Source organism: Anaerotignum lactatifermentans (assembly GCF_016902535.1).
GTDB lineage: Bacteria > Bacillota > Clostridia > Lachnospirales > Anaerotignaceae > Anaerotignum > Anaerotignum lactatifermentans_A.
The window spans coordinates 125,851-145,523 of the sequence record NZ_JACSNY010000003.1; the positions used below are offsets into that span (position 1 = coordinate 125,851).

Here is a 19,673-nt window from a genome sequence, read left to right on the forward strand (position 1 = left end):
AGGAAACGATGTTAGTAGTGCAGAAATACGGCGGCAGCTCTGTCGCCGACGCGGAAAGAGTGTTTAATGTTGCCAGACGGATTATGAAGACCAAGGAAGAAGGCAACGATGTAGTGGTAGTGCTGTCTGCGCAGGGGAAGACCACAGACGGCCTGATTGCCAAGGCGAAAGAGATCAATCCCAAGGCCAGCCGCAGAGAAATGGATATGCTGCTGGTAACAGGGGAACAGCAGTCTGTGGCGCTGATGGCTATGGCCATCAATGCTCTGGGCGGCAGAGCGGTCTCTCTCAACGCCGTACAGGTGGGCATTGAGACCACAAACAATTACAGCAACGCAAGAATCCGGAAGATCCATTCCGAACGAATCGAAAATGAACTGGAAAGGGGCAACATTGTACTGGTCACCGGTTTCCAGGGCGTGAATATGCTGGGAGACATGACGACTCTGGGCAGAGGCGGCTCCGATACCTCCGCCGTGGCTTTGGCGGCGGCGCTGAACGCGGATATCTGCGAAATTTATACCGACGTGGAAGGCGTTTATACAGCGGACCCCCGTGTGGTAAAGGATGCCAGAAAACTGGATGAGATCAGCTACGACGAGATGCTGGAACTGGCGTCTTTGGGCGCGAAAGTGCTGCATTGCCGTTCTGTAGAGGTGGCGAAAAAATACAATGTGAAACTGGTAGTGCGTTCCAGTCTGTCTGACGCGGAGGGAACTGAGGTCAAGGAGGAATGTAAGATGGAAAGAATGCTGGTTAGTGGTGTAGCTGCGGATAAGAATGTATCCCGTATTTCTGTATTGGGTGTCAAGGACGAGCCCGGTAAGGCCTTTGAGATTTTCGATCTGATGGCCAAGGAAAAGGTAAGCGTAGACATCATTTTGCAGTCCAACGGCTATGACGGCAGACAGGACATCTCCTTTACCATTGGCCAGGACGATCTGGATATCGCCATCAAGGCGCTGGAGGAAAACAAGGAACGTCTGACAGCACAGGAAATCGCTTACGACAACAATGTTGCGAAGCTGTCCATCGTTGGTGCCGGCATGGCGTCCAATCCCGGTGTTGCGGCCATGTTCTTTGAAGCGATGTATGATTCCGGCGTAAATATCCAGATGATTTCTACCTCCGAGATCAAGATCACAGTATTGATCGCGGAAAAGGATATTGACGAAGCAATGGTAGCTGTACACGATAAATTTAAAATCGCTTCCGTAAATATGAGAAGAGATTAAGATAAAAAAAGAAACTCCCTAAAGGAAAAACAGTCTTCCCATAGGGTGATTCTCTTTAATAAAAATCATGGCAAAACAGAAAAGCTGAAATCTTTGTATCACAAAGATTTCAGCTTTTTTTCAAATCTCATGCGGGAAAAATAAGTCAGGCAAAAGAAAATTGCCCGAAAGCCCACGTGGCAGTTCAGGATTTTCTAAAGTCGAAGTAATGGGTAGAATTCAGATGGTGGCGGACAATATCCAGCGCTTCGCCAAACCGCTGGAAATGAACGATTTCCCGTTCCCGCAGGAACCGCAGAGGCGCCAGAACGTCAGGGTCATCGGTCAGGTCGATGAGGTATTCGTAGGTGCTGCGGGCTTTTTGCTCTGCCGCCATATCCTCATACAGATCTGTGATGGGGTCGCCCTTGGACTGGAGGACGGAAGCGGAAAAAGGAACGCCGGAGGCGGCGGAGGGAAACAGACCAAAGCCATGGTTAACATAGTAGGCATCCAGGCCGGACTGTATGATCTGATCCTTCGTCAGGCCCTGGGTCAGCTGATGGACGATGGTGCCCATCATTTCCACATGAGCCAGTTCCTCTGTGCCGATATCATTGAGGGTGGCCTGTGCCTGAGGAGTAATCATGCTGAATTTCTGGCTGAGGTAGCGCAAAGCGGCGCCGATCTCGCCATCCCCGCCGCCGTACTGCTCGATCATGATTTTGGCCAGACGGGCGTCGGGGGTTTTGATATGAACGGGAAATTCCAGTTTCTTTTCATAAATCCACATTTATACGCACTCCTTTCCTGCCATACTGGGATTAAAGTCTTTCTGCCAGGGCCATGGCGCGTCGATCCATTGCCATTTTTTATCGCTGGTGCCATAGCTGCGGAAGGAGCAGAGCGGGCCGTAGGCTTCCTCATATTTCAGCCGCAGGGTATCGGCGGCGGAAATGACCTGATGGTAGGCGGTGAGGGCTTCGGTATCTTCTGGATGCGTATTCAGATAGAGGGCCAGATCCACAGCCATAAAGTCCATTTCCGTTAATTTTTGGAGCAACTCATCGCGTGTCATTTCATTCCCCCCTTTTTCGTGCCCTTCTGGGCGAAAATACTGGTGTAAGGCATCGAAAGCGCCGGGAAAACAGTGCCGCAGGCGAGGCTTTGCTCCGGTGTGGAGGGAGATTCGTAGGGCTGGGGCGGCACATAGGCCTGGGCCAGCGGGCAGTTGTTTCCCTGAACGAAGCCGCAGACCATTTCCGGTGAGGTTTCCGTATCGGAAAGGAATACGGAAGACATTTCTTTCATGGAAATTCCTCCTTTTTGGTTTACACTGGTATCATATGACAAAGACAGGCAATCGGTGCAAGGATATAGAAAAAGAAGCATCAAAAAAGGCCCGCCGAAAGCAGTCTCCCCTTAAGAAAACAACGATTTTCGTGTTTTTTGCTTTCTTAAGGGGAACTGCAATGGCTGTCTTCATAAGAAAACGATACCAATCAAAATTGAATTGCCGTAATCCTCTTTGTTGCAAGGATTCCGGCAATCTTTGTTTTCTTATGAAGATGCCCCGAAAGCAATTTTCTTTTAAAAACATTCCCAATAAAATCTCAAAAAAATAACAAGGCTGACTCTTATGTAATTCATAAGGATGTTAGCCTTCTTATTTTCTTATGAAGATGCTCCAAAGCAGTCCCTTGTTTGAAAAGCATTATTCCTTCGGGCGGAAGAGCAGGAAATACAGGTCATTGACGTTGGTGCCGGTAGGACCGGTCATAATCAAACCGTCGGCCTGTTTCAGAGCCTCATAGGCATTATTATCCGCCAGAATTTCATCCAGGTCGATTTCTGCCTGTCGGAGTTTTGCCATAGTACTGCCGTCGGTGATGCCGCCGGCGGCATCGGTGGGGCCATCGGTGCCGTCAGAGCCTACGGCAGCCACCAGTACGTGCGGAAGACCATCCATATAAGGTGCTGCCGCCAGGGCCAGTTCCTGATTTCTGCCGCCTTTTCCCGTTCCGGTCAGGCGGACGACGGTTTCCCCGCCGCAGAGAATGGCAGTGGGACGCGGAGAGAGGCTGCCGCCTTTTTCCAGAGATTGTGCCATGGCGCCGAAAAAGCGTCCAGCCTCTCTGGCCTCGCAGTCCAGCTGGGATGTCAGAACCAGAGGGGTATATCCCAGTTTTTGGGCTTCTTCGGCCGCGAAATGGCAAAGCTGGGAGACGCTGCCGGTGATGACGGCGGAGGCGTTGGGCAGTGTCTTAGGCGTTTCTTTTTTCAGTTGTTCCATAACAGCGGGAGGAAAGACCAGACCATATTTTCTGACAATGGCCAGGGCCTCTTCCGATGTGGATTGGTCGGGACTGGCAGGCCCGGAGGCGATGGAATCCAGCCGGTCTCCCAGAATATCGCTGAGGGCGATGACAAAAACGGAGGCAGGGGCGCAGAGTGCGCCGAATCTGCCGCCTTTGACAGCGGAAAGATGTTTGCGGATGGTATTGATTTCCACAATATTGGCGCCGCAGGCCAGCAGCTGGCGGCTGACGTCCTGGAGCTGAGCCAGAGTCAGGCCCTGGGCCGGTTTTTCAAACAAAGCGGAACCGCCGCCGGAAAGAAGAAGGAGAACCGTATCCTCCGGCGTGGTTTGCTCTACCAGGCGCAGCACTTCTTCGGCACCCAGCAGAGAGTTTTCATCGGTGACGGGATGGCCAGCCTCCCGGATGGAGAAGCCGGGGATAGGGCCCTGACTATGACCGTATTTTGTCAGTACGATACCGCCGTCCAGACGGGGCAGTACTTCCGCCGCCGCCTTTGCCATGGTCCAGGCGGCTTTGCCGATGGAGACCACCAGAATACGGCCGGGGAAGGTGCGGCCTTCCAGCGCGCGATGTACGGCGGTTTCCGGAAGGACCTTTTGCAGTGTTTGTTCTATGATATGAAGCGCGTCTTGTCGCAGTGGGGAATTCATCATTTTGACCTCCTGAAAAGTGGTTTTCTTTTGTTATAACGGAAAAAACGTCTTTTGTAAAGAGCGGTCAGAAAAAGAAAAAAAGAAGCGCGTGAGCTCCTTTGGAGTTCACGCGCATTGGAACCGCCTCATTACCGGCGGCTGGAATTCAGATTATTTTTCCGGTCAAAAGAATTTGCTTTCCGCACATTAGGAAATGGACATACCCAGGAACATACCTGCGATGATGATGATAGCGATCGCGATAGGAGCCACAATCTTCAGCAGGAAGGCCCAAACGGGAGCCAGTGCGAATTTGTATTTGCCGTCGGAAGTTGCTTCCTGGATGGCGTTGTCTGTACCCCAGATCCAGCCTGCGAAAATGGTGGTAGTCAGAGCGCCCAGAGGCAGCAGCAGACGGTCGGTCAGGTATTCCATGAAGTCACCGAAGATGGGGTGAGAGATACCTTCACGGCTGATCCAGATACCTTTCAGGTCCATATGCGCCTGAGACATGGTGTAGAAGAAACCGATGATTGCCAGAATGATGCTGACGATAACAACGGTTTTCTTACGATCCATACCTTTTTCTTCTACCAGGAAGGCTACCGTACCTTCCAGAATGGAGGTAGAGGAGGTTACTGCCGCAAAGAACAGCAGGAAGTAGAACAGACAACCGAAGATGGTGCCGCCGGGGATAGACATGAATACGCCGGCCAGTGTTGCGAATGCGAAGCCGCCGCCTATACCAGGGTCGATGCCGGTTGCGAAAACGGCGGGGATAATCATGAAGCCTGCCAACAGTGCAACCATGGTATCCAGGAAACATACGATACCGGTGTTGGCAACCAGGTTTTCATCTTTGCTCAGGTAGGAAGCGTATGTAATCATAACGCCCATACCAAGGGACAGAGAGAAGAACGCCTGCCCCAGTGCTACCAGGAACGCGTTTGCGTTGATGGTGGAAGGATCGAAGTGTACCATGTAGTACAGGCCTTCGCTTGCGCCGGGCAGTGTGCAGGAACGGATGGTCAAACCGATCAGCACGATGAACAGCAGAGGCATCAGGATTTTACTCATTTTTTCAATACCTTCAGATACACCACGGCTGATGATGAATGCTGTCAGGAAAATGAAAATAATGGGGTAAACGATCGCGCCCTGTACGGGGAAGCGGTCAGCGCCCAGCAGGTTGCCGGTGAAGTAAGCCATGGGATCTGCGTAGATGGTGGAGGACTCTGTGATGTAGCCTACAATGTATTTCAGAGTCCAGCCGCCAACCTGGCAGTAGTAGCACAGGATGATAAAACCGGTCAGAATCCCAAGACCGCCAACCCAGGTATATTTGGAATTCAGTTCGCGGATGGCGCCGATGGCGTTTTTCTGTGTTTTACGTCCGATAACGAATTCGCCCAGCATTACGGTGGTACCGATAAATACAACCATCAGGATGTAAATAATCAGGAAGGCGCCGCCGCCGCAGTTATACGCTTTACCGGGGAATTTCCAGATATTGCCCAGACCAACGGCAGAGCCGGCAGCAGAGAGGATAAAACCTATTTTGGAACCAAATTGGCCACGATTTTCTACTGATGTTGACATAGTATTCCTCCTTTTCTAAAAATAACCGTTTGGTTTTTGGAAATGATGATGTGCAGAATCAGCAGTTTCCTGTTTTGTGTTTGAAAAGCCGCCTCTTTTCAGACAAGATGAAAATAATTCCGCATTTTCTGGTATCTGAATTCCATTTGTCCCTCCTTTTGGCTTTGAAAAGTGTACATGATTTCAAAAAATGTCTGAAAAAAATTGGATTTCAACGGTTCTTCTTGTATCACTTTACTCCATGAGGGAAAAGAAATCCATAAAAAACGTGTTAAGAACTGGATAAAATGTAAATAAATGGTAAAAAAATGCCGGATTTATTATGAAATCTAGCTAGTAAAAGCTTTTGAAAATGAAAAATTGTATGTAAAAAAATACTATTTAGCGGGAGTAAATTTTACTGAAACGAAAAAACCGGAGGGAAACCCTCCGGTTTTTGTATCGTGATAGGAAAAAGCGTGAAGATAAATCAGAACATTCATTTAAGACGCGCTTTGTTCGGATTAGGAGATGGACATACCCAGGAACATACCTGCAATGATGATGATTGCAATCGCGATAGGTGCTACGATTCTCAGCAGGAATGCCCATACAGGAGCCAGCGCGAATTTGTATTTGCCATCAGATGTAGCTTCTTTGATTGCGTTTTCTGTACCCCAGATCCAACCTGCAAAGATGGTGGTTGTCAGTGCGCCCAGAGGCAGCAGCAGACGGTCTGTCAGGTATTCCATAAAGTCACCAAAGATAGGATAAGAGATACCTTCACGGCTGATCCAGATACCTTTCAGGTTCATATGTGCCTGAGACAGTGTATAGAAAATACCGATGATGAACAGAACGATGCTGACAACAACAACAGTTTTCTTACGTTCCATACCTTTTTCTTCTACCAAGAAGGCTACAGTACCTTCCAGAATGGAGGTAGAAGAGGTTACTGCCGCGAAGAACAGCAGGAAGTAGAACAGACAACCAAAGATTGTACCGCCGGGGATAGACATGAATACGCCTGCCAGAGTAGCGAATGCGAAGCCGCCGCCCATACCGGGGTCAATACCTGTTGCGAATACAGCGGGGATGATCATGAAACCTGCCAGCAGAGCTACGCAAGTATCCAGGAAACATACGATACCTGTATTGGAAACAAGGTTTTCATCTTTGCTCAGGTAAGAAGCGTATGTAATCATAACGCCCATACCAAGGGACAGTGAGAAGAACGCCTGCCCCAGCGCAACCAAGAACGCATTTGCGTTGATTGTGGAAGCGTCAAAATGCAGCATATAAGCCAAGCCTGCGTCTGCGCCGGGCAGTGTGCAGGAACGAATTGTCAAACCAATCAGTACGATGAACAGCAGAGGCATGAGGATTTTACTCATTTTTTCAATACCTTCTGCAACACCACGGCTGATGATAAATGCTGTCAGGAAAATGAAAATCAGAGGATAAATGATAGCACCCTGAACAGGGAAACGATCAGCACCCAACAGATTATTTAAGAAGTAAGCCATAGGGTCAGCGTAAATGGTGGAAACTTCTGTAATATAACCAACAATGTACTTGATGGTCCAGCCACCAACCTGGCAGTAATAACAAAGGATGATAAAACCGGTTAATACGCCAAGACCGCCGATCCAAGAGTATTTGGCATTCAGTTCGCGAATAGCGCCGATAGCGTTTTTCTGTGTTTTACGACCGATAACAAATTCACCTAACATTACAGTAGTACCGATGAAAACAACCATCAGAATGTAGATGATGAGGAAAGCGCCGCCGCCGCAGTTATACGCTTTGCCGGGGAATTTCCAGATATTACCCAGACCTACTGCGGAACCTGCTGCCGAAAGAATAAAGCCTATCTTGGAACCAAATTGGCCACGATTTTCTACTGTTGTTGACATAGTATTCCTCCTTTTAAAAAGATACCCACTTTTTGTTACGTCGGAAAGTTGGAGCGGGCACATTGCTTTCCGACGGAGATCAAAGTTTCGACGAAGTTTACCAGAATAAGCAAAAGTAAAATAACAGGTTTTTCTTGATATGATGATTTCGCTTTTGTAAGATCACGCTTTTCCTATCCTCCTTTTTTTGAAATGTCTGATAAGAGTCGAATCTTTAATTGAAAAATGGTTACTGAGATGAGAAATTTTCGTTTCCCTACCAATACTTTATAAAATTTTTATAAAGAAATCCATAAAGATTTTGTTAAGAAGTGGTCAAAATGTAAATAAATGGTGAAAAATCAACGGTTTCATTGTCAAAATTTTTTTTGAGACTGGAATAAAAATGGAAAAATATGGAAGAAAGAGCCATAAGAAATAAGAAAAAAATTAAAAAAACGGAAAAATTGTACAAAATGCAGTACAAAAAAAGAAAGTATGATTGTACGAAAATATTTACTTAGAGGAAAAAACTAAACACAAAAAGAAAAGATCCCGTGCGGGATCTTTTCAGAGATGGTTTACTGTTATTAAGAGATGGACATACCCAGGAACATACCTGCGAAGATGATGATGATAATGGCGATAGGAGCCACAATCTTCAGCAGGAAAGCCCAAAGAGGAGCCAGCGCGAATTTGTATTTGCCGTCGGTAGTTGCTTCTTTGATGGCATTGTCTGTACCCCAGATCCAGCCTGCGAATACAGTGGTTGCCAGAGCGCCCAGAGGCAGCAGCAGACGGTCGGTCAGGTATTCCATAAAGTCGCCGAAGATGGGGTAGGTGATACCTTCGCGGCTGATCCAGATACCTTTGATGCTCATGTGTGCCTGAGACAGTGTGTAGATTACACCGATGATGAACAGTACGATGCTGACCATAACAACGGTTTTCTTACGTTCCATACCTTTTTCTTCTACCAGGAAGGCTACCGTACCTTCCAGAATGGAGGTAGAGGAGGTTACTGCCGCGAAGAACAGCAGGAAGTAGAACAGAATACCAAAGATAGTACCGCCGGGGATAGACATAAATACGCCGGCCAGTGTTGCGAATGCGAAGCCGCCGCCTATACCAGGGTCGATGCCGGTTGCGAAAACGGCGGGGATAATCATGAAGCCTGCGAACAGAGCTACACAGGTATCCAGGAAACAGATAATACCGGTATTGGTAATCAGGTTATCGTCTTTGCTCAGATAAGAAGCGTATGTAATCATAACGCCCATACCAAGGGACAGAGAGAAGAACGCCTGTCCCAGCGCTACCAGGAACGCGTTTGCGTCGATGGTGGAAGGATCAAAGTGCAGCATGTATTTTACGCCTGCGTCTGCGCCGGGCAGTGTGCAGGAGCGGATCATCAGACCGATCAGCAAGATAAACAGCAGAGGCATGAGGATCTTACTCATTTTTTCAATACCTTCCGCAACACCACGGCTGATGATGAATGCTGTCAGGAACAGGAAGATCAGAGGAAAGATGATCGCGCCCTGTACGGGGAAGCGGTCAGCGCCCAGCAGGTTATTCAGGAAGTAGCTCATAGGATCTGCGTAGATCGTAGAGGATTCCGTAATATAACCGATGATGTATTTGATGGTCCAGCCACCAACCTGACAGTAGTAACAAAGAATAATAAAGCCGGTCAGGACACCCAGACCGCCGACCCAGGCGAACTTGGAGTTCAGTTCACGGATGGCGCCGATGGCGTTCTTCTGCGTTTTACGGCCCAGAACGAATTCGCCCAGCATTACGGTAGTACCGATGAAAATAACCATCAGGATGTAGATTACCAGGAAGGCACCGCCGCCGCAGCTGTATGCTTTGCCGGGGAATTTCCAGATATTGCCCAAGCCAACAGCGGAGCCGGCTGCGGAAAGGATAAAGCCTAGTTTGGAACCAAATTGTCCACGGTTTTCAGTCGAAGCAGTCATAGTATTTCCTCCTTGTACTAGATTTTATAAAAGTATGAGTTCGTTGTTTTGTTCCGCGGTCCCTTTTGACACGAGCTGGACTGATGCGGAACTGGCTGTGCCGGGAACGATCCTCCTTTCTTATGTTTATTGATACGAAACTGTTTCTTCATTCACAGGAAACAGTTTCCACACACCTGTATTTTAACGTATTTATATCATAATTTCAATAGAAAATTGAAAAAATAAAATATTTTTTTGTATCAAATGCATATATAGAGCGTGAAAATGCTGACAAATCAAGAAAAGTTGATAGATTGGAGAAGTGTGAAACAATGTAAATTTGTAAGCGAAATAACAAATATTTACAAAAAATTTATGGAATAAATGGAAATATAAGGAATATTATGGCATAAAATTCAATCGGGAATTGGAAAAAACTGGAATATGTCAGACAAAAGAAGGAGAAAACAATGTTTTTTTACTAAAAAGAAAAAAGTTTTCGAGACGGGAAAAACGGCGGAAGGAAGAAAAAGAGGAGAAAAGGCAAAAAAACAGGCAGGAAACGGGATTATCCGCTTCCTGCCTGCGGGGTTATTCTTTTGCGGAAGTGGGCAGGCTCTGGTCAAAGAGCTTGTAGTACTGCCATCCAATGAGAAGTTCCAGCTTTTCCTGCTGTTCGGCGGAAAGCTCCGTCATGTAATTTCCGTTGGCATCAATGCTGTACATATCGGAAAGGACAGGCAGTTCCCGGCGCAGTTCATTGGTAAAGGAGAACAGGGGAGAAAGATCTTTCGCCCCAATGAGTTCCGCCGTCAGACCGCCCAGATAACTGGCGCTGATGAGGCCGTTTTCCGGCAGCGCGGCCGCCGCTGCATTTTCAGAGAAGCCGCAGAGTTCCTCGGCGCTGTCGTTGGCCCAGATCACGAAGGGAGTCTCATAGACAGCGGTCTGTTCTTCCGGAGATCCATTGGTATCCATGGGATAATCCAGCAGGTCAAAAAAGGCGGTGCCGTTGGAGAATCCGGGCAGATGGTCTCCAAAGTAGACCAGAACGACAGGTTCGTCCGAGGCCTGCGCGTAGTCCACCAGCCGGCCGATTTGCTCATCGGCATCAGCCATGCCGTAGAAATACTGGGTCAGCAGATCCGTTTCCGTATCGCTCAGTTCCACATCCGTGGAGAAATTGGGCTCCAGCGTACCGTATTTTCCTTCATAAGGTCCATGGTTCTGGATGGTTACCGTAAAGGAGAACAAAGGCGCGTCGCTTTCCGCCAGATGTTCTTCGAAGGTATCCAGAATCATGTCCATGGTGGCTTCTTCGTTGACATATCCGCCCAGACCCTGGGTAGCCAGATCAAAGGCGTTTTCCAGGAAGAGACACTCATCAAAGCCCATATCCGGGTATACGTTCTGGCGGTTGTAGAACCAGGCGTAGCCGGGGTGGATGGAAAGGGTATCGTAGCCTGCCTGTGCCAGACGGTAGGGCAGAGCGTCGATCTCGTGGCGGATAAAGTTGTAGGAGGGCAGGGCCGTATCCAGGAATCGGGTGGACAGGCCGGTCAGGGCGTCATACTCCGTATTGGAGGTGCCGCCGCCGAAATTGGCGACCACAATATGTCCGCTGACGGCGTTTTCCTTCTGGCACAATGCCCGGAAATTCTCCATGGGGTCCGTATACCCCTCAAAGCTGATATGTTCGTTTTCGCTCAGGTCAGAGTAGGCCTCTCCCATAATCATGATAACATGGGGGAGTCTGGTGCTGTCTATGGCCGTGCTTTCCTCCGCTTCCAAAGCGTCATAGGCGGAAGCGCTGTATCCTTCCGGAGGCTGTATCCGGGCAATATTGGCCTGATGGAAAAAGGAATAGACCAGTCCTCTGGAATTATACTGATTTACCTGGAAATAAGGGTTGTCGATGACGGGATAGCCATCGTAGAGTCCGGTGTCGGCATAGACCGCCGTATTCAGACCGAAGCCGGCCGCCGCCAGCACACAAAGACCGATGAGCCGTGTTTTCAGGGAAGGTCTGGGGTTGGAGGAGCGCGCAAAGGCGAATACCAGCACTGCCAGCCCGCAGAGAATCCCCAGCAGAATCAGCAAAATCTGGGAGGTGGGGAAGGTTTTTAAAATCGCCATAACCTCCTGCACCAGCGTCAGATCCGTAGGCAGAAGCGGCTCCTGCCGCATGGAAATCTTGATCTTGTCGGAAACCGCCAGCAGCACCCACACCAGATTTACCAGCAGCACCGAAAAAAGAGCTCGTCCTGAGAGAAAGTACAGCAACAGGATCATAGCCAGCAGAGGCAGCAGGTTCCACAGGATCAGCGTGGGGCTTTGCAGCAGGTGGTAAGCCACATGCAGCCGGCTGGTGGATGAAATCAGAAAAATCAATCCCATAGCGAAAACGGCGCCCAACAGGAGGAAGGCCCATATACTCCATGGGCGGTCCCAAAAAGAACGGCGCGGCTGTTCCGTCTGTGGGGAAGTGTTTTGGTCCATAAGCGAACCTCCTTTATGTTGATGGAAAAATGTATTTACTGATTCGGTATTATAATGGAAATGCTGGGAAAAGTAAAGAAATCCGGGGGAAAGTTAAGAAATGAGGCGTTGTTTTTTCAGGGAGAGGAAAAAAGAAAGAAGGGCGGCCCCGGGGAGTCGGATGGCGGAAAAAAACGGCAGCCGGGAGAGAAAATGGCGGAAATTGGGCATTTTTTGTTGTCATAAAATAACAGATTTGCTATAATAAATTGATTATGCCATTTTTCGGGGAAATCAAACAAGAATAGATCTAGGAGAATTACCCATGAAAGAAAACAGAACGGACCAGCGTCACAGAAGACGGGCGCAGGTGCATCCCGATTATGAGCGGGAGCGGAAATATGCGGAAAAAATGCGGCGCCGGCAGCAGGAATACAGCCGGCAGGAATGGATCGAGCAGGAACGGTATGCCCAGCAGCACAGGCTGGGGACCCGGATGCAGCGCAATCGGATCAAGCAGATGGAAATGCGCAGAAAACGGCGCAGAGGAGAGATTCTGCTGTGTGTGGCGCTGGTGCTGATTCTGGCGGCGACTTTTGCGGCGGCAAAGATCTATACCAAACTGGATCTGTGGCAGCAGAAGGCGGAAAAGCCGGATTTTGTGGCTACGGCGGCCCAGTCCTCGGAGGTGGAGGACGAGATTCTCAATATCGCCATTTTCGGTACGGATGGGGACGGCTTCCGGACAGATGTAAATATTGTTGCCAGCTTCCACGTAAAAACAAAGGAACTGCATTTGATCTCCGTGCCCAGAGATACCAGAGTGACCATGACAGATGAAATGATCTCCTATCTGGAGAAAAACGGAAAATATGTGCCGGACAAAACCGGCGTATATGGTCAGTGCAAGATGACAGAGGTTCATGCCTATGCCGGCGAAGGGAACAGATGCGCCTTTTCCGTGGCTATGCTGGAGGAGATTCTGGGGATTGACATTGACTACTATGTGAAAATCAATCTGGACGCTTTTAAGGAAATCGTGGACGCGGTGGGCGGCGTAACCTTCAATGTGGAGGAACGGCTGTATTATTCCGATCCGGCCCAGGGACTGTACATCGACCTGTATCCCGGGGAGCAGGTGCTCCACGGCGACGAGGCGGAAATGCTGGTGCGCTTCCGTTCCGGCTATGCCCAGGGGGATCTGAAACGAATTCAGGTACAGCAGGACTTTATGAAGGCCTTCATTGAGCAGGTGTGCAGCACCAAGTCCATACTGGATAATCTGGACAGTCTGATCCGGATCGGCCTGGAGAAAACAGAGACCAATATGCCTTTGTCCACGGCTTTGCAGTATGCCAAGTATGTGACGCAGATCGATCCGGCGACGGTGACGACGGATACCATTCCCGGCGAGGGCGGTTCCTACTTCGATATGGACGAGGAAGCCACCAAAGAGTTGATTGACTACCGGATCTATGACATTGAACCGCCGGCGGACGAAACAGAGGATGGGGCGCTGACGGAAACAACGGATATGACAGAGACGACGAACGGGTGAGGATATGAGCAGAAAAACAAGACGAAGCCATCGGGCTGATTATGATAATTACGAGGGGTATGAGGACTACCGTCCCAGAAAAAAGAAGAAACAGTTCCATCCCGTCAAGACATTTTTCAAAATCGTGATTTCCATTGTGGCGGCTTTTCTGGTGCTGTCCGGCGGCGCGGCTTTTGCCTATTACAAGATCACCGGGGAAAGCCCCTTTGGCAGCGTGGATATTTCCAATGCTTCGGATATGAATTTCCTGGATGCGCTGTTAAAGAGAAATGTGAAAATGAATGTGGCTGTATTCGGCACGGATAAAGACGGCGCCAGAACGGACGTTATGTTTGTGATCCATTACGACAGCGCCCAGGAAAGCATGGATCTGGTTTCTCTGCCCAGAGATACCAGAGTGTCCGTCTGTGACGCGGTGGTGGAGAACTATCAGGAGGGTGGACATGCCTATAATCAGGTGACAAAGCTTAACGCCATCCATTCTTACAGCGCCGGGGACAAGTGCTGTGAAAACACAGTGCTGCAGATTGAGGATCTGCTGGGCATCAGCATCGACCATTATATCAAGATTGATCTGGACGCCTTCCGCAAGATCGTGGACGCAGTGGGCGGCGTAGAAGTGGATGTGCCTCAGGATATGGACTATGAGGACCCCGCGCAGGATCTGTATATCCATCTGGACGCCGGATTGCAGACATTGAACGGCGATGAGGCAGAGCAGCTGGTGCGTTACAGGAAATATCCTACCGGCGATGAAGGCCGTATTGAGGTGCAGCAGCTGTTCTTAAAGGCTTTGGCCCAGAAGGTGCTCAGCAGCGAAACCATTTTGAAAAACCTGCCGGACTATATCGACGTGCTGTATAAAGACGTGGAAACAGATATTACACTGGCGGACGCTTTGAAATATGTAAACTATATCGAAAAAATTGACCTGAACAAGATTACCATGCAAACCATTCCCGGCGCGGGCCAGTATATCGGCGGCGTTTCCTACTTTGTCCATGACGCGGCAGGGACGGCGCAGCTGGTGGATCAGATCTTCTATCAGACCAATACGGGAACAGAAGGAAGCACAGACAGCAAATCTCTGACCATTGAGGTCTGCAACGGCGGCAACGTAGCCGGCCTGGCGGGACGGTTTACAGAGACGCTGGAAGCGGACGGCTATACTTTGACGGAGCCCACCAACTATACGGGAACCCAGTCTGCCCAGACCAGAATACAGGTCAAGAGCGAAGGCATGGGAGAGGATCTGATTTCCTACTTTACGGACGCTGTCATTGAAGTGGCGCCGGAAGAGCTTTCCGCGGGGACAGATATCCGCATTGTGCTGGGGACAAAGGAATCCTAGAAAGAGGGGAACGGACATGGATGAGATCATGATTATCGGCATCGCCGGCGGTACCGGCAGCGGCAAAACTACCTTGACCAACCGGATCAAGGAGCGTTTCGGCGAGGATGTGACGGTGGTATACCATGACAATTATTATAAACGGCACGACGAGATGACCTATGAGGAGCGTTGTCTGCTCAATTACGACCATCCGGACGCCTTTGACACGGATCTGATGATTGAGCATATCAAAAAGCTGCGGCAGGGAGAGACGGTGCAGTGTCCTGTATATGATTTTACGGTGCATAACCGCTCTGACCGATTTACGGAGATCCGGCCCACGAAAGTCATTCTGATCGAAGGCATCCTGATTTTTGAGAATCAGGAGCTGCGGGATCTGATGGATATTAAGGTGTTCGTGGATACAGACGCGGATGTGCGCATCCTGCGGCGTATTCTGCGGGATGTAAAGGAGAGGGGCCGGAGTCTGGATTCTGTTGTCAGCCAGTATCTGAACACGGTAAAGCCTATGCATGAGCAGTTCGTAGAGCCCAGCAAGCGCTCGGCGGATATTATCGTTCTGGAAGGCGGGCAGAATGTGGTGGCGCTGGATATTCTGATCCAGAGAATCTACGCCCATGTGCATAAGGAGGAGAGAGCATGAGTCTGAAAAGCGCGGTGATCAAATCTCTCTCCTACGGGGTGATCTTCAGCCTGCTGTGCAATCTCATGGACCGGTCCGGATTTTCCGTTCTGCGGTTTGCGGCCTTTGCCCTGTTGTTTACGGCGCTGTATACCATCTTTTTGATGCTGCTGCCTAAGGGCGGAAAGAAATAAAAACGGAAAAAGCAATCCCATAAAAATAAGAATCGCCGGATTCCTTCGTATGCCGCAGGAAGTCCGGCGATTTTTGTATTTTGATGAAGATATTCTGAAAACGTGGTATTCCGCGGGGGCGGCCGCCTCTTATGATACCGCGCCCCGCAGGCTCAGGCTTACCAAAAGGCTCTGATCCACCGCCGCCATCAGCTCATCATCCAGATGGCACAGTTTTTCCTTCAGCCGCCGTTTGTCGATGGTGCGGATCTGCTCCAGCAGGACTACGGAGTCCTTGGGCAGGGCGCATCGTTTCGCCGAAAGGGGTATATGGGTAGGCAGCTTGGCCTTGTTCATTTGAGATGTAATGGCGGCACAGATCACCGTAGGGCTGTATTTATTGCCCAGATCGTTCTGGATGATGAGGACGGGCCGCACGCCGCCCTGCTCACTGCCCACCACGGGACTGAGATCCGCATAAAAAATATCGCCTCTTCTGACAATCATATCTGTTCACACTCCGCCGCTTTGAATTGGTCAGGCTGTATGGATTCGGTATGTACACGCTGACTGATACCAGTATGTCCGCGGCTTCGGTTTTTTATTCCGGGATGGCGAAAAGGTTTTCGTCAAAATCCGGGTTGTATGTAAATTCCGTGTAGTCCAGACGGTAACGCTCTTTTCCGTCGGCGTCATAAAGTACCAGACGCACCGGCAGCAGGGTCTCGTTGTCGATCCACAGCTTTTCCGAGGCCAGCGCGTCGGCGTTGGAGGGGATGACCGCCTCCAGTACGGTGCAGCGGCTTTCGTCCAGAGCGGCGCTTTCCACGGCAACGCCTTCCGACTGGAGATAATTTTTCATGAACTGCCCCAGAAACAGCTCGTTGCGCTGGGAAGAAGGCGGCACGTCGTAGCGGATCTTCTCCTCCAGTCTGGGGTTGTACTGACAGACGGTGACGCCGTCAAAAATGGTAACGTTGCCTTCCACAGAAGGCGGGGAAAGCAGTTCCAGCCGGTATTCGCCGGTGGATTTGAAATCCTGGCGGGTTTCATAGACGGTTTCCGATTTGTTGGAAATACGGGTCAGGGTGGCTGTGGCCGAATACCCCTCCATTTCCGTCAGACGCTGCTGGATCTGGGCCATGGGCGTCATTTCCTCTTTTGGCTGACAGCCGCACAGAGCCAGCCCCAGCAGAAGACAAAACAGCAGTTTTCTTTTCATGATCTTCCTCCTTAAGATGAAAAAACAGGGTTATCATACTTTATGATGGGGACAGGGAGAGTATGAGATCCGCCAAGCAGGAGGATATTGGAAAGTATGTTACAAATTTATTAAGTTTTTACAAGAACTTAGCGGCGGAAAGGGTTTTGTGTTAGAATAGGATGGTATGGTTTACAGAAAATGTTCTTTTTTTGGACGGGAGACGGAACAAGACATGGAATGTCTGCGTCTAAGGGAAGAATGAAATAGAAAGGATAAGGAGTGGCAGAAAAATGAAAAAGAGATTTTACGGCATAAAACGTTTGCTGGCTGCGGTTTTGACGGCCTCTCTGGCGTTTTCCGCAATGGGGGTAACGGCTTTCGCGGCGGATACGGTATATCAGCAGAGAACCCACGAAACTGTGACAAAGGGCGTTATCTATGAAAAAAACAGCCGGATGACCACAGACGGCATCCAGAATATCCATGTGCTGACCATCGATCTGACCCAGAGTACGCTGGAATTAAAGGAAGTGGAGAGCACAAAGGAGTATGGCCTGAAGGAGACGGTACAGAAAATGCTGACGGACAACGGCGCTATTGCCGGGGTCAACTGTGACTTCTTTGGTCTTTCGGGCAGCTATTCCGCTTCTTTTGGTCCGGTAGTTACGGACGGAGAACTGATTTCCGCGGGAACTTCCGTAAATAAAGAATCCAATCAGTACGCCGCTTATGTACTGGATGAGGACGGGAACTCCATCTTCTCTTATTTTAAGACATGGGCGACCTTCGCCAACGCGGCAAAGACCATTGAACTGGCGTCTGTGAATAAAGTGACTTCTATGGTATTCCCTATCTATTTTGACCGGAACGCGGCGGACAGCACAGCGGATCTGGATAAACGATTTGAGAACCTGGTGAAATTTGTGGTGGTAGGCGATACCATCACCTATATCTCCCAGAAGGGAGAGACGGTAAGTGTGCCGGAAAATGGCTATCTGATCGTTATGAGCGGGGATTACTACACCAACGCGGCATCTGTGTTCAAGGTAGGCGACCCTGTGACATTGAATATTTCCTCTACCATTGATTTTGATAAAATCGAGACGGCCTTTGGCGGCGGCGGCCTGCTGCTGGTAGACGGGCAGACAGCGGCGGCTTCTTCTATCGTGGCTTCCGGCAGACAGCCCAGAACGGCCTTTGGCGTTTCTCAGGATGGCACCAAAGCGATTATTATGGTCGTAGACGGCAGAGGAGACAGCATTGGCGCGACCCATCAGGAAATGGCGGATCTGATGCGCACCTACGGGGCTTATGACGCTATGCATCTGGACGGCGGCGGTTCTTCCACTATGGCCGTAAAGACCGTGGAAGATACTACACTGGAAGTAAAGAATACCGTTTCTGACGGCGCGGAACGAAAGGTCATCAACTCTCTGGGCGTATTCCAGACAGCACCGGTGGGCAATGTGGAACAGATTGTGATTTCTCCTTCCACCACCCATACACAGCCCGGAAAGGCTATCACTTTTACGGTATATGGTCTGGATGAAAACTATCAGCGGATTTCTCTTAGTGCCGACGCGGTACAGCTGACAGCGGCGGGGATAGAAGGCACATGGAACGGATTTGACTTTACGCCTTCCGCAACGGGAGATTTCGCAGTCAGCGCAACTTACGGCGACGGACTCAGCGCCGTATCTTCCCTGATTTCCTGCGCGCAGACCTCTCGACTGAAGGCGACCAACGCGGACATTTCTATATCCGCCGTGGGCAAAACAGCGGGGATTTATGTAACGGCTTATGACGTGGATGGTTTCGGCAGAGCTGTGACCAATGACGCGGAATATACGGTGGCAAATCCTGCCATCGGCACCATGAACGGCAATATCTTTACGGCGAAAGCGACAGGTTCTACCTATGTAAAATGCAGCTGGGGCGGTAAAGAGACTTATGTGGTTGTGACCGTAGGCGGGGCACAGAAAACAACGGCGCCTGCTTCTTCCGCGGCGGCGGCAGACCCTATGGCGGGCACAGTCACAAAGGCAAATGACGGCGCGTACTATCTGAATATCGCTGGGGCTTTGGCGGCCAGTGATCCTTCCAAGGTAGACGCCTCTGTATACGCTTCTGTCAGAAGCAGAGTCAGAGCGGCGGCGGACAGCAACGCGGATGTGGCTATCTACGGCGGCAAATGCGATGTAACAACGGCGACGGTTCTGGATTCTATGACATGGAACGGCAGTTACCGTTTCCTGAACCGGGGCGGCGCCAGCGTGGTGATGATGTCCGCGGCCAACGGCGGCATCCGTGCTACCAACGCTTCCCAGTATATGAAATTTACGGCGGATCTGGACGCGGCCAATAATAACAATATCATCATTGTCATGGACAAAACGCCTTCCGATTTTACTTCCGCTGCGGAGGCAGATTACTTCCGGGCAATCCTGAACAAATATGTGGATCAGGGCAAAAATGTATTTGTGGTATCCTGTGCCGGAAACGCTTACTGGGCATCCAATAAGGACGGCGTCAGATACATCAACCTGCCGAATCTGTGGAAGGCGGACGGCAGAGCGAACACTGCGTATCTGCTGAAATTCCGCATGGACGGCAGCAACCTGACCTATGAAGCGGTGAAGGTCTGAAAAGAGGGAAAGTTTCTTAAATTTCGCGGCTTTTC

16 protein-coding genes are annotated in these 19,673 nt (G+C 49.9%); 6 read left to right on the forward strand and 10 right to left on the reverse strand.

Annotation, left to right across the window (positions count from 1 at the left end; genetic code table 11):
• Positions 1 to 8: 8 nt before the first annotated feature.
• Entirely contained in the window at positions 9 to 1,235 is a 1,227-nt protein-coding gene (locus H9X84_RS03455) for an aspartate kinase (RefSeq protein WP_205132937.1), read from the forward strand.
• A 184-nt stretch (positions 1,236 to 1,419) separates the two neighbouring features.
• Here the strand turns inward: H9X84_RS03455 and H9X84_RS03460 are convergent, their stop codons facing one another.
• From H9X84_RS03460 to H9X84_RS03495, 8 genes are all read right to left on the reverse strand, one after another.
• The gene (locus tag H9X84_RS03460) at positions 1,420 to 2,007 is read right to left on the reverse strand and encodes a manganese catalase family protein (protein WP_205132938.1); all 588 of its coding nucleotides are present in this window, start codon (positions 2,005 to 2,007) and stop codon (positions 1,420 to 1,422) included.
• Positions 2,008 to 2,292, reverse strand: a complete 285-nt coding sequence (locus H9X84_RS03465; protein ID WP_205132939.1) for a spore coat protein CotJB — start codon at positions 2,290 to 2,292, stop codon at positions 2,008 to 2,010. It abuts the gene before it with no gap.
• Entirely contained in the window at positions 2,289 to 2,525 is a 237-nt protein-coding gene (locus H9X84_RS03470) for a spore coat associated protein CotJA (protein ID WP_243423506.1), read from the reverse strand. Before H9X84_RS03470 ends, H9X84_RS03465 begins: the two co-directional genes overlap by 4 nt.
• 403 nt (positions 2,526 to 2,928) lie before the next feature.
• Complete coding sequence (locus tag H9X84_RS03475) at positions 2,929 to 4,188, reverse strand: glycerate kinase (protein ID WP_330612248.1); 1,260 nt, start codon at positions 4,186 to 4,188, stop codon at positions 2,929 to 2,931.
• Between the two features lie 186 nt (positions 4,189 to 4,374).
• Positions 4,375 to 5,766 (reverse strand): sodium-dependent transporter, encoded by a 1,392-nt coding sequence (locus tag H9X84_RS03480; RefSeq protein WP_205132940.1) that lies wholly within the window; start codon positions 5,764 to 5,766, stop codon positions 4,375 to 4,377.
• A 503-nt stretch (positions 5,767 to 6,269) separates the two neighbouring features.
• Entirely contained in the window at positions 6,270 to 7,661 is a 1,392-nt protein-coding gene (locus H9X84_RS03485) for a sodium-dependent transporter (RefSeq protein WP_205132941.1), read from the reverse strand.
• A 569-nt stretch (positions 7,662 to 8,230) separates the two neighbouring features.
• Positions 8,231 to 9,622 (reverse strand): sodium-dependent transporter, encoded by a 1,392-nt coding sequence (locus tag H9X84_RS03490; RefSeq protein ID WP_205132942.1) that lies wholly within the window; start codon positions 9,620 to 9,622, stop codon positions 8,231 to 8,233.
• A 573-nt stretch (positions 9,623 to 10,195) separates the two neighbouring features.
• Positions 10,196 to 12,103, reverse strand: coding sequence for an LTA synthase family protein (locus H9X84_RS03495; RefSeq protein ID WP_205132943.1), 1,908 nt, complete (start codon positions 12,101 to 12,103; stop codon positions 10,196 to 10,198).
• 304 nt (positions 12,104 to 12,407) lie between these two features.
• Between H9X84_RS03495 and H9X84_RS03500 the strand changes: the two genes are divergently transcribed.
• From H9X84_RS03500 to H9X84_RS03515, 4 genes are read left to right on the forward strand one after another with little or no spacing between them, the layout of a single operon-like run.
• The gene (locus H9X84_RS03500; protein WP_205132944.1) at positions 12,408 to 13,640 is read left to right on the forward strand and encodes an LCP family protein; all 1,233 of its coding nucleotides are present in this window, start codon (positions 12,408 to 12,410) and stop codon (positions 13,638 to 13,640) included.
• 4 nt (positions 13,641 to 13,644) lie between these two features.
• Positions 13,645 to 14,991 carry an LCP family protein gene (locus H9X84_RS03505; protein ID WP_205132945.1) on the forward strand — a complete coding sequence of 449 codons (1,347 nt, stop codon included), beginning with the start codon at positions 13,645 to 13,647 and terminating at the stop codon, positions 14,989 to 14,991.
• Between the two features lie 16 nt (positions 14,992 to 15,007).
• Positions 15,008 to 15,637, forward strand: coding sequence for a uridine kinase (gene udk, locus H9X84_RS03510; RefSeq protein ID WP_205132946.1), 630 nt, complete (start codon positions 15,008 to 15,010; stop codon positions 15,635 to 15,637).
• A complete protein-coding gene (locus H9X84_RS03515; RefSeq protein WP_205132947.1) occupies positions 15,634 to 15,810 on the forward strand; it encodes a hypothetical protein in 177 nt (58 codons plus the stop codon). Before udk ends, H9X84_RS03515 begins: the two co-directional genes overlap by 4 nt.
• Positions 15,811 to 15,939: 129 nt before the next feature.
• Here H9X84_RS03515 and H9X84_RS03520 read toward each other — a convergent pair whose 3' ends face one another.
• Together H9X84_RS03520 and H9X84_RS03525 are read right to left on the reverse strand one after the other, a co-directional pair.
• Positions 15,940 to 16,296 carry a type II toxin-antitoxin system PemK/MazF family toxin gene (locus H9X84_RS03520; RefSeq protein WP_205132948.1) on the reverse strand — a complete coding sequence of 119 codons (357 nt, stop codon included), beginning with the start codon at positions 16,294 to 16,296 and terminating at the stop codon, positions 15,940 to 15,942.
• Between the two features lie 94 nt (positions 16,297 to 16,390).
• A complete protein-coding gene (locus tag H9X84_RS03525; RefSeq protein WP_205132949.1) occupies positions 16,391 to 17,011 on the reverse strand; it encodes a LolA family protein in 621 nt (206 codons plus the stop codon).
• 272 nt (positions 17,012 to 17,283) lie between these two features.
• On the opposite strand from H9X84_RS03525, the gene H9X84_RS03530 reads away from it, so the two are divergent.
• Complete coding sequence (locus tag H9X84_RS03530) at positions 17,284 to 19,638, forward strand: phosphodiester glycosidase family protein (protein ID WP_205132950.1); 2,355 nt, start codon at positions 17,284 to 17,286, stop codon at positions 19,636 to 19,638.
• Positions 19,639 to 19,673: the final 35 nt, after the last annotated feature.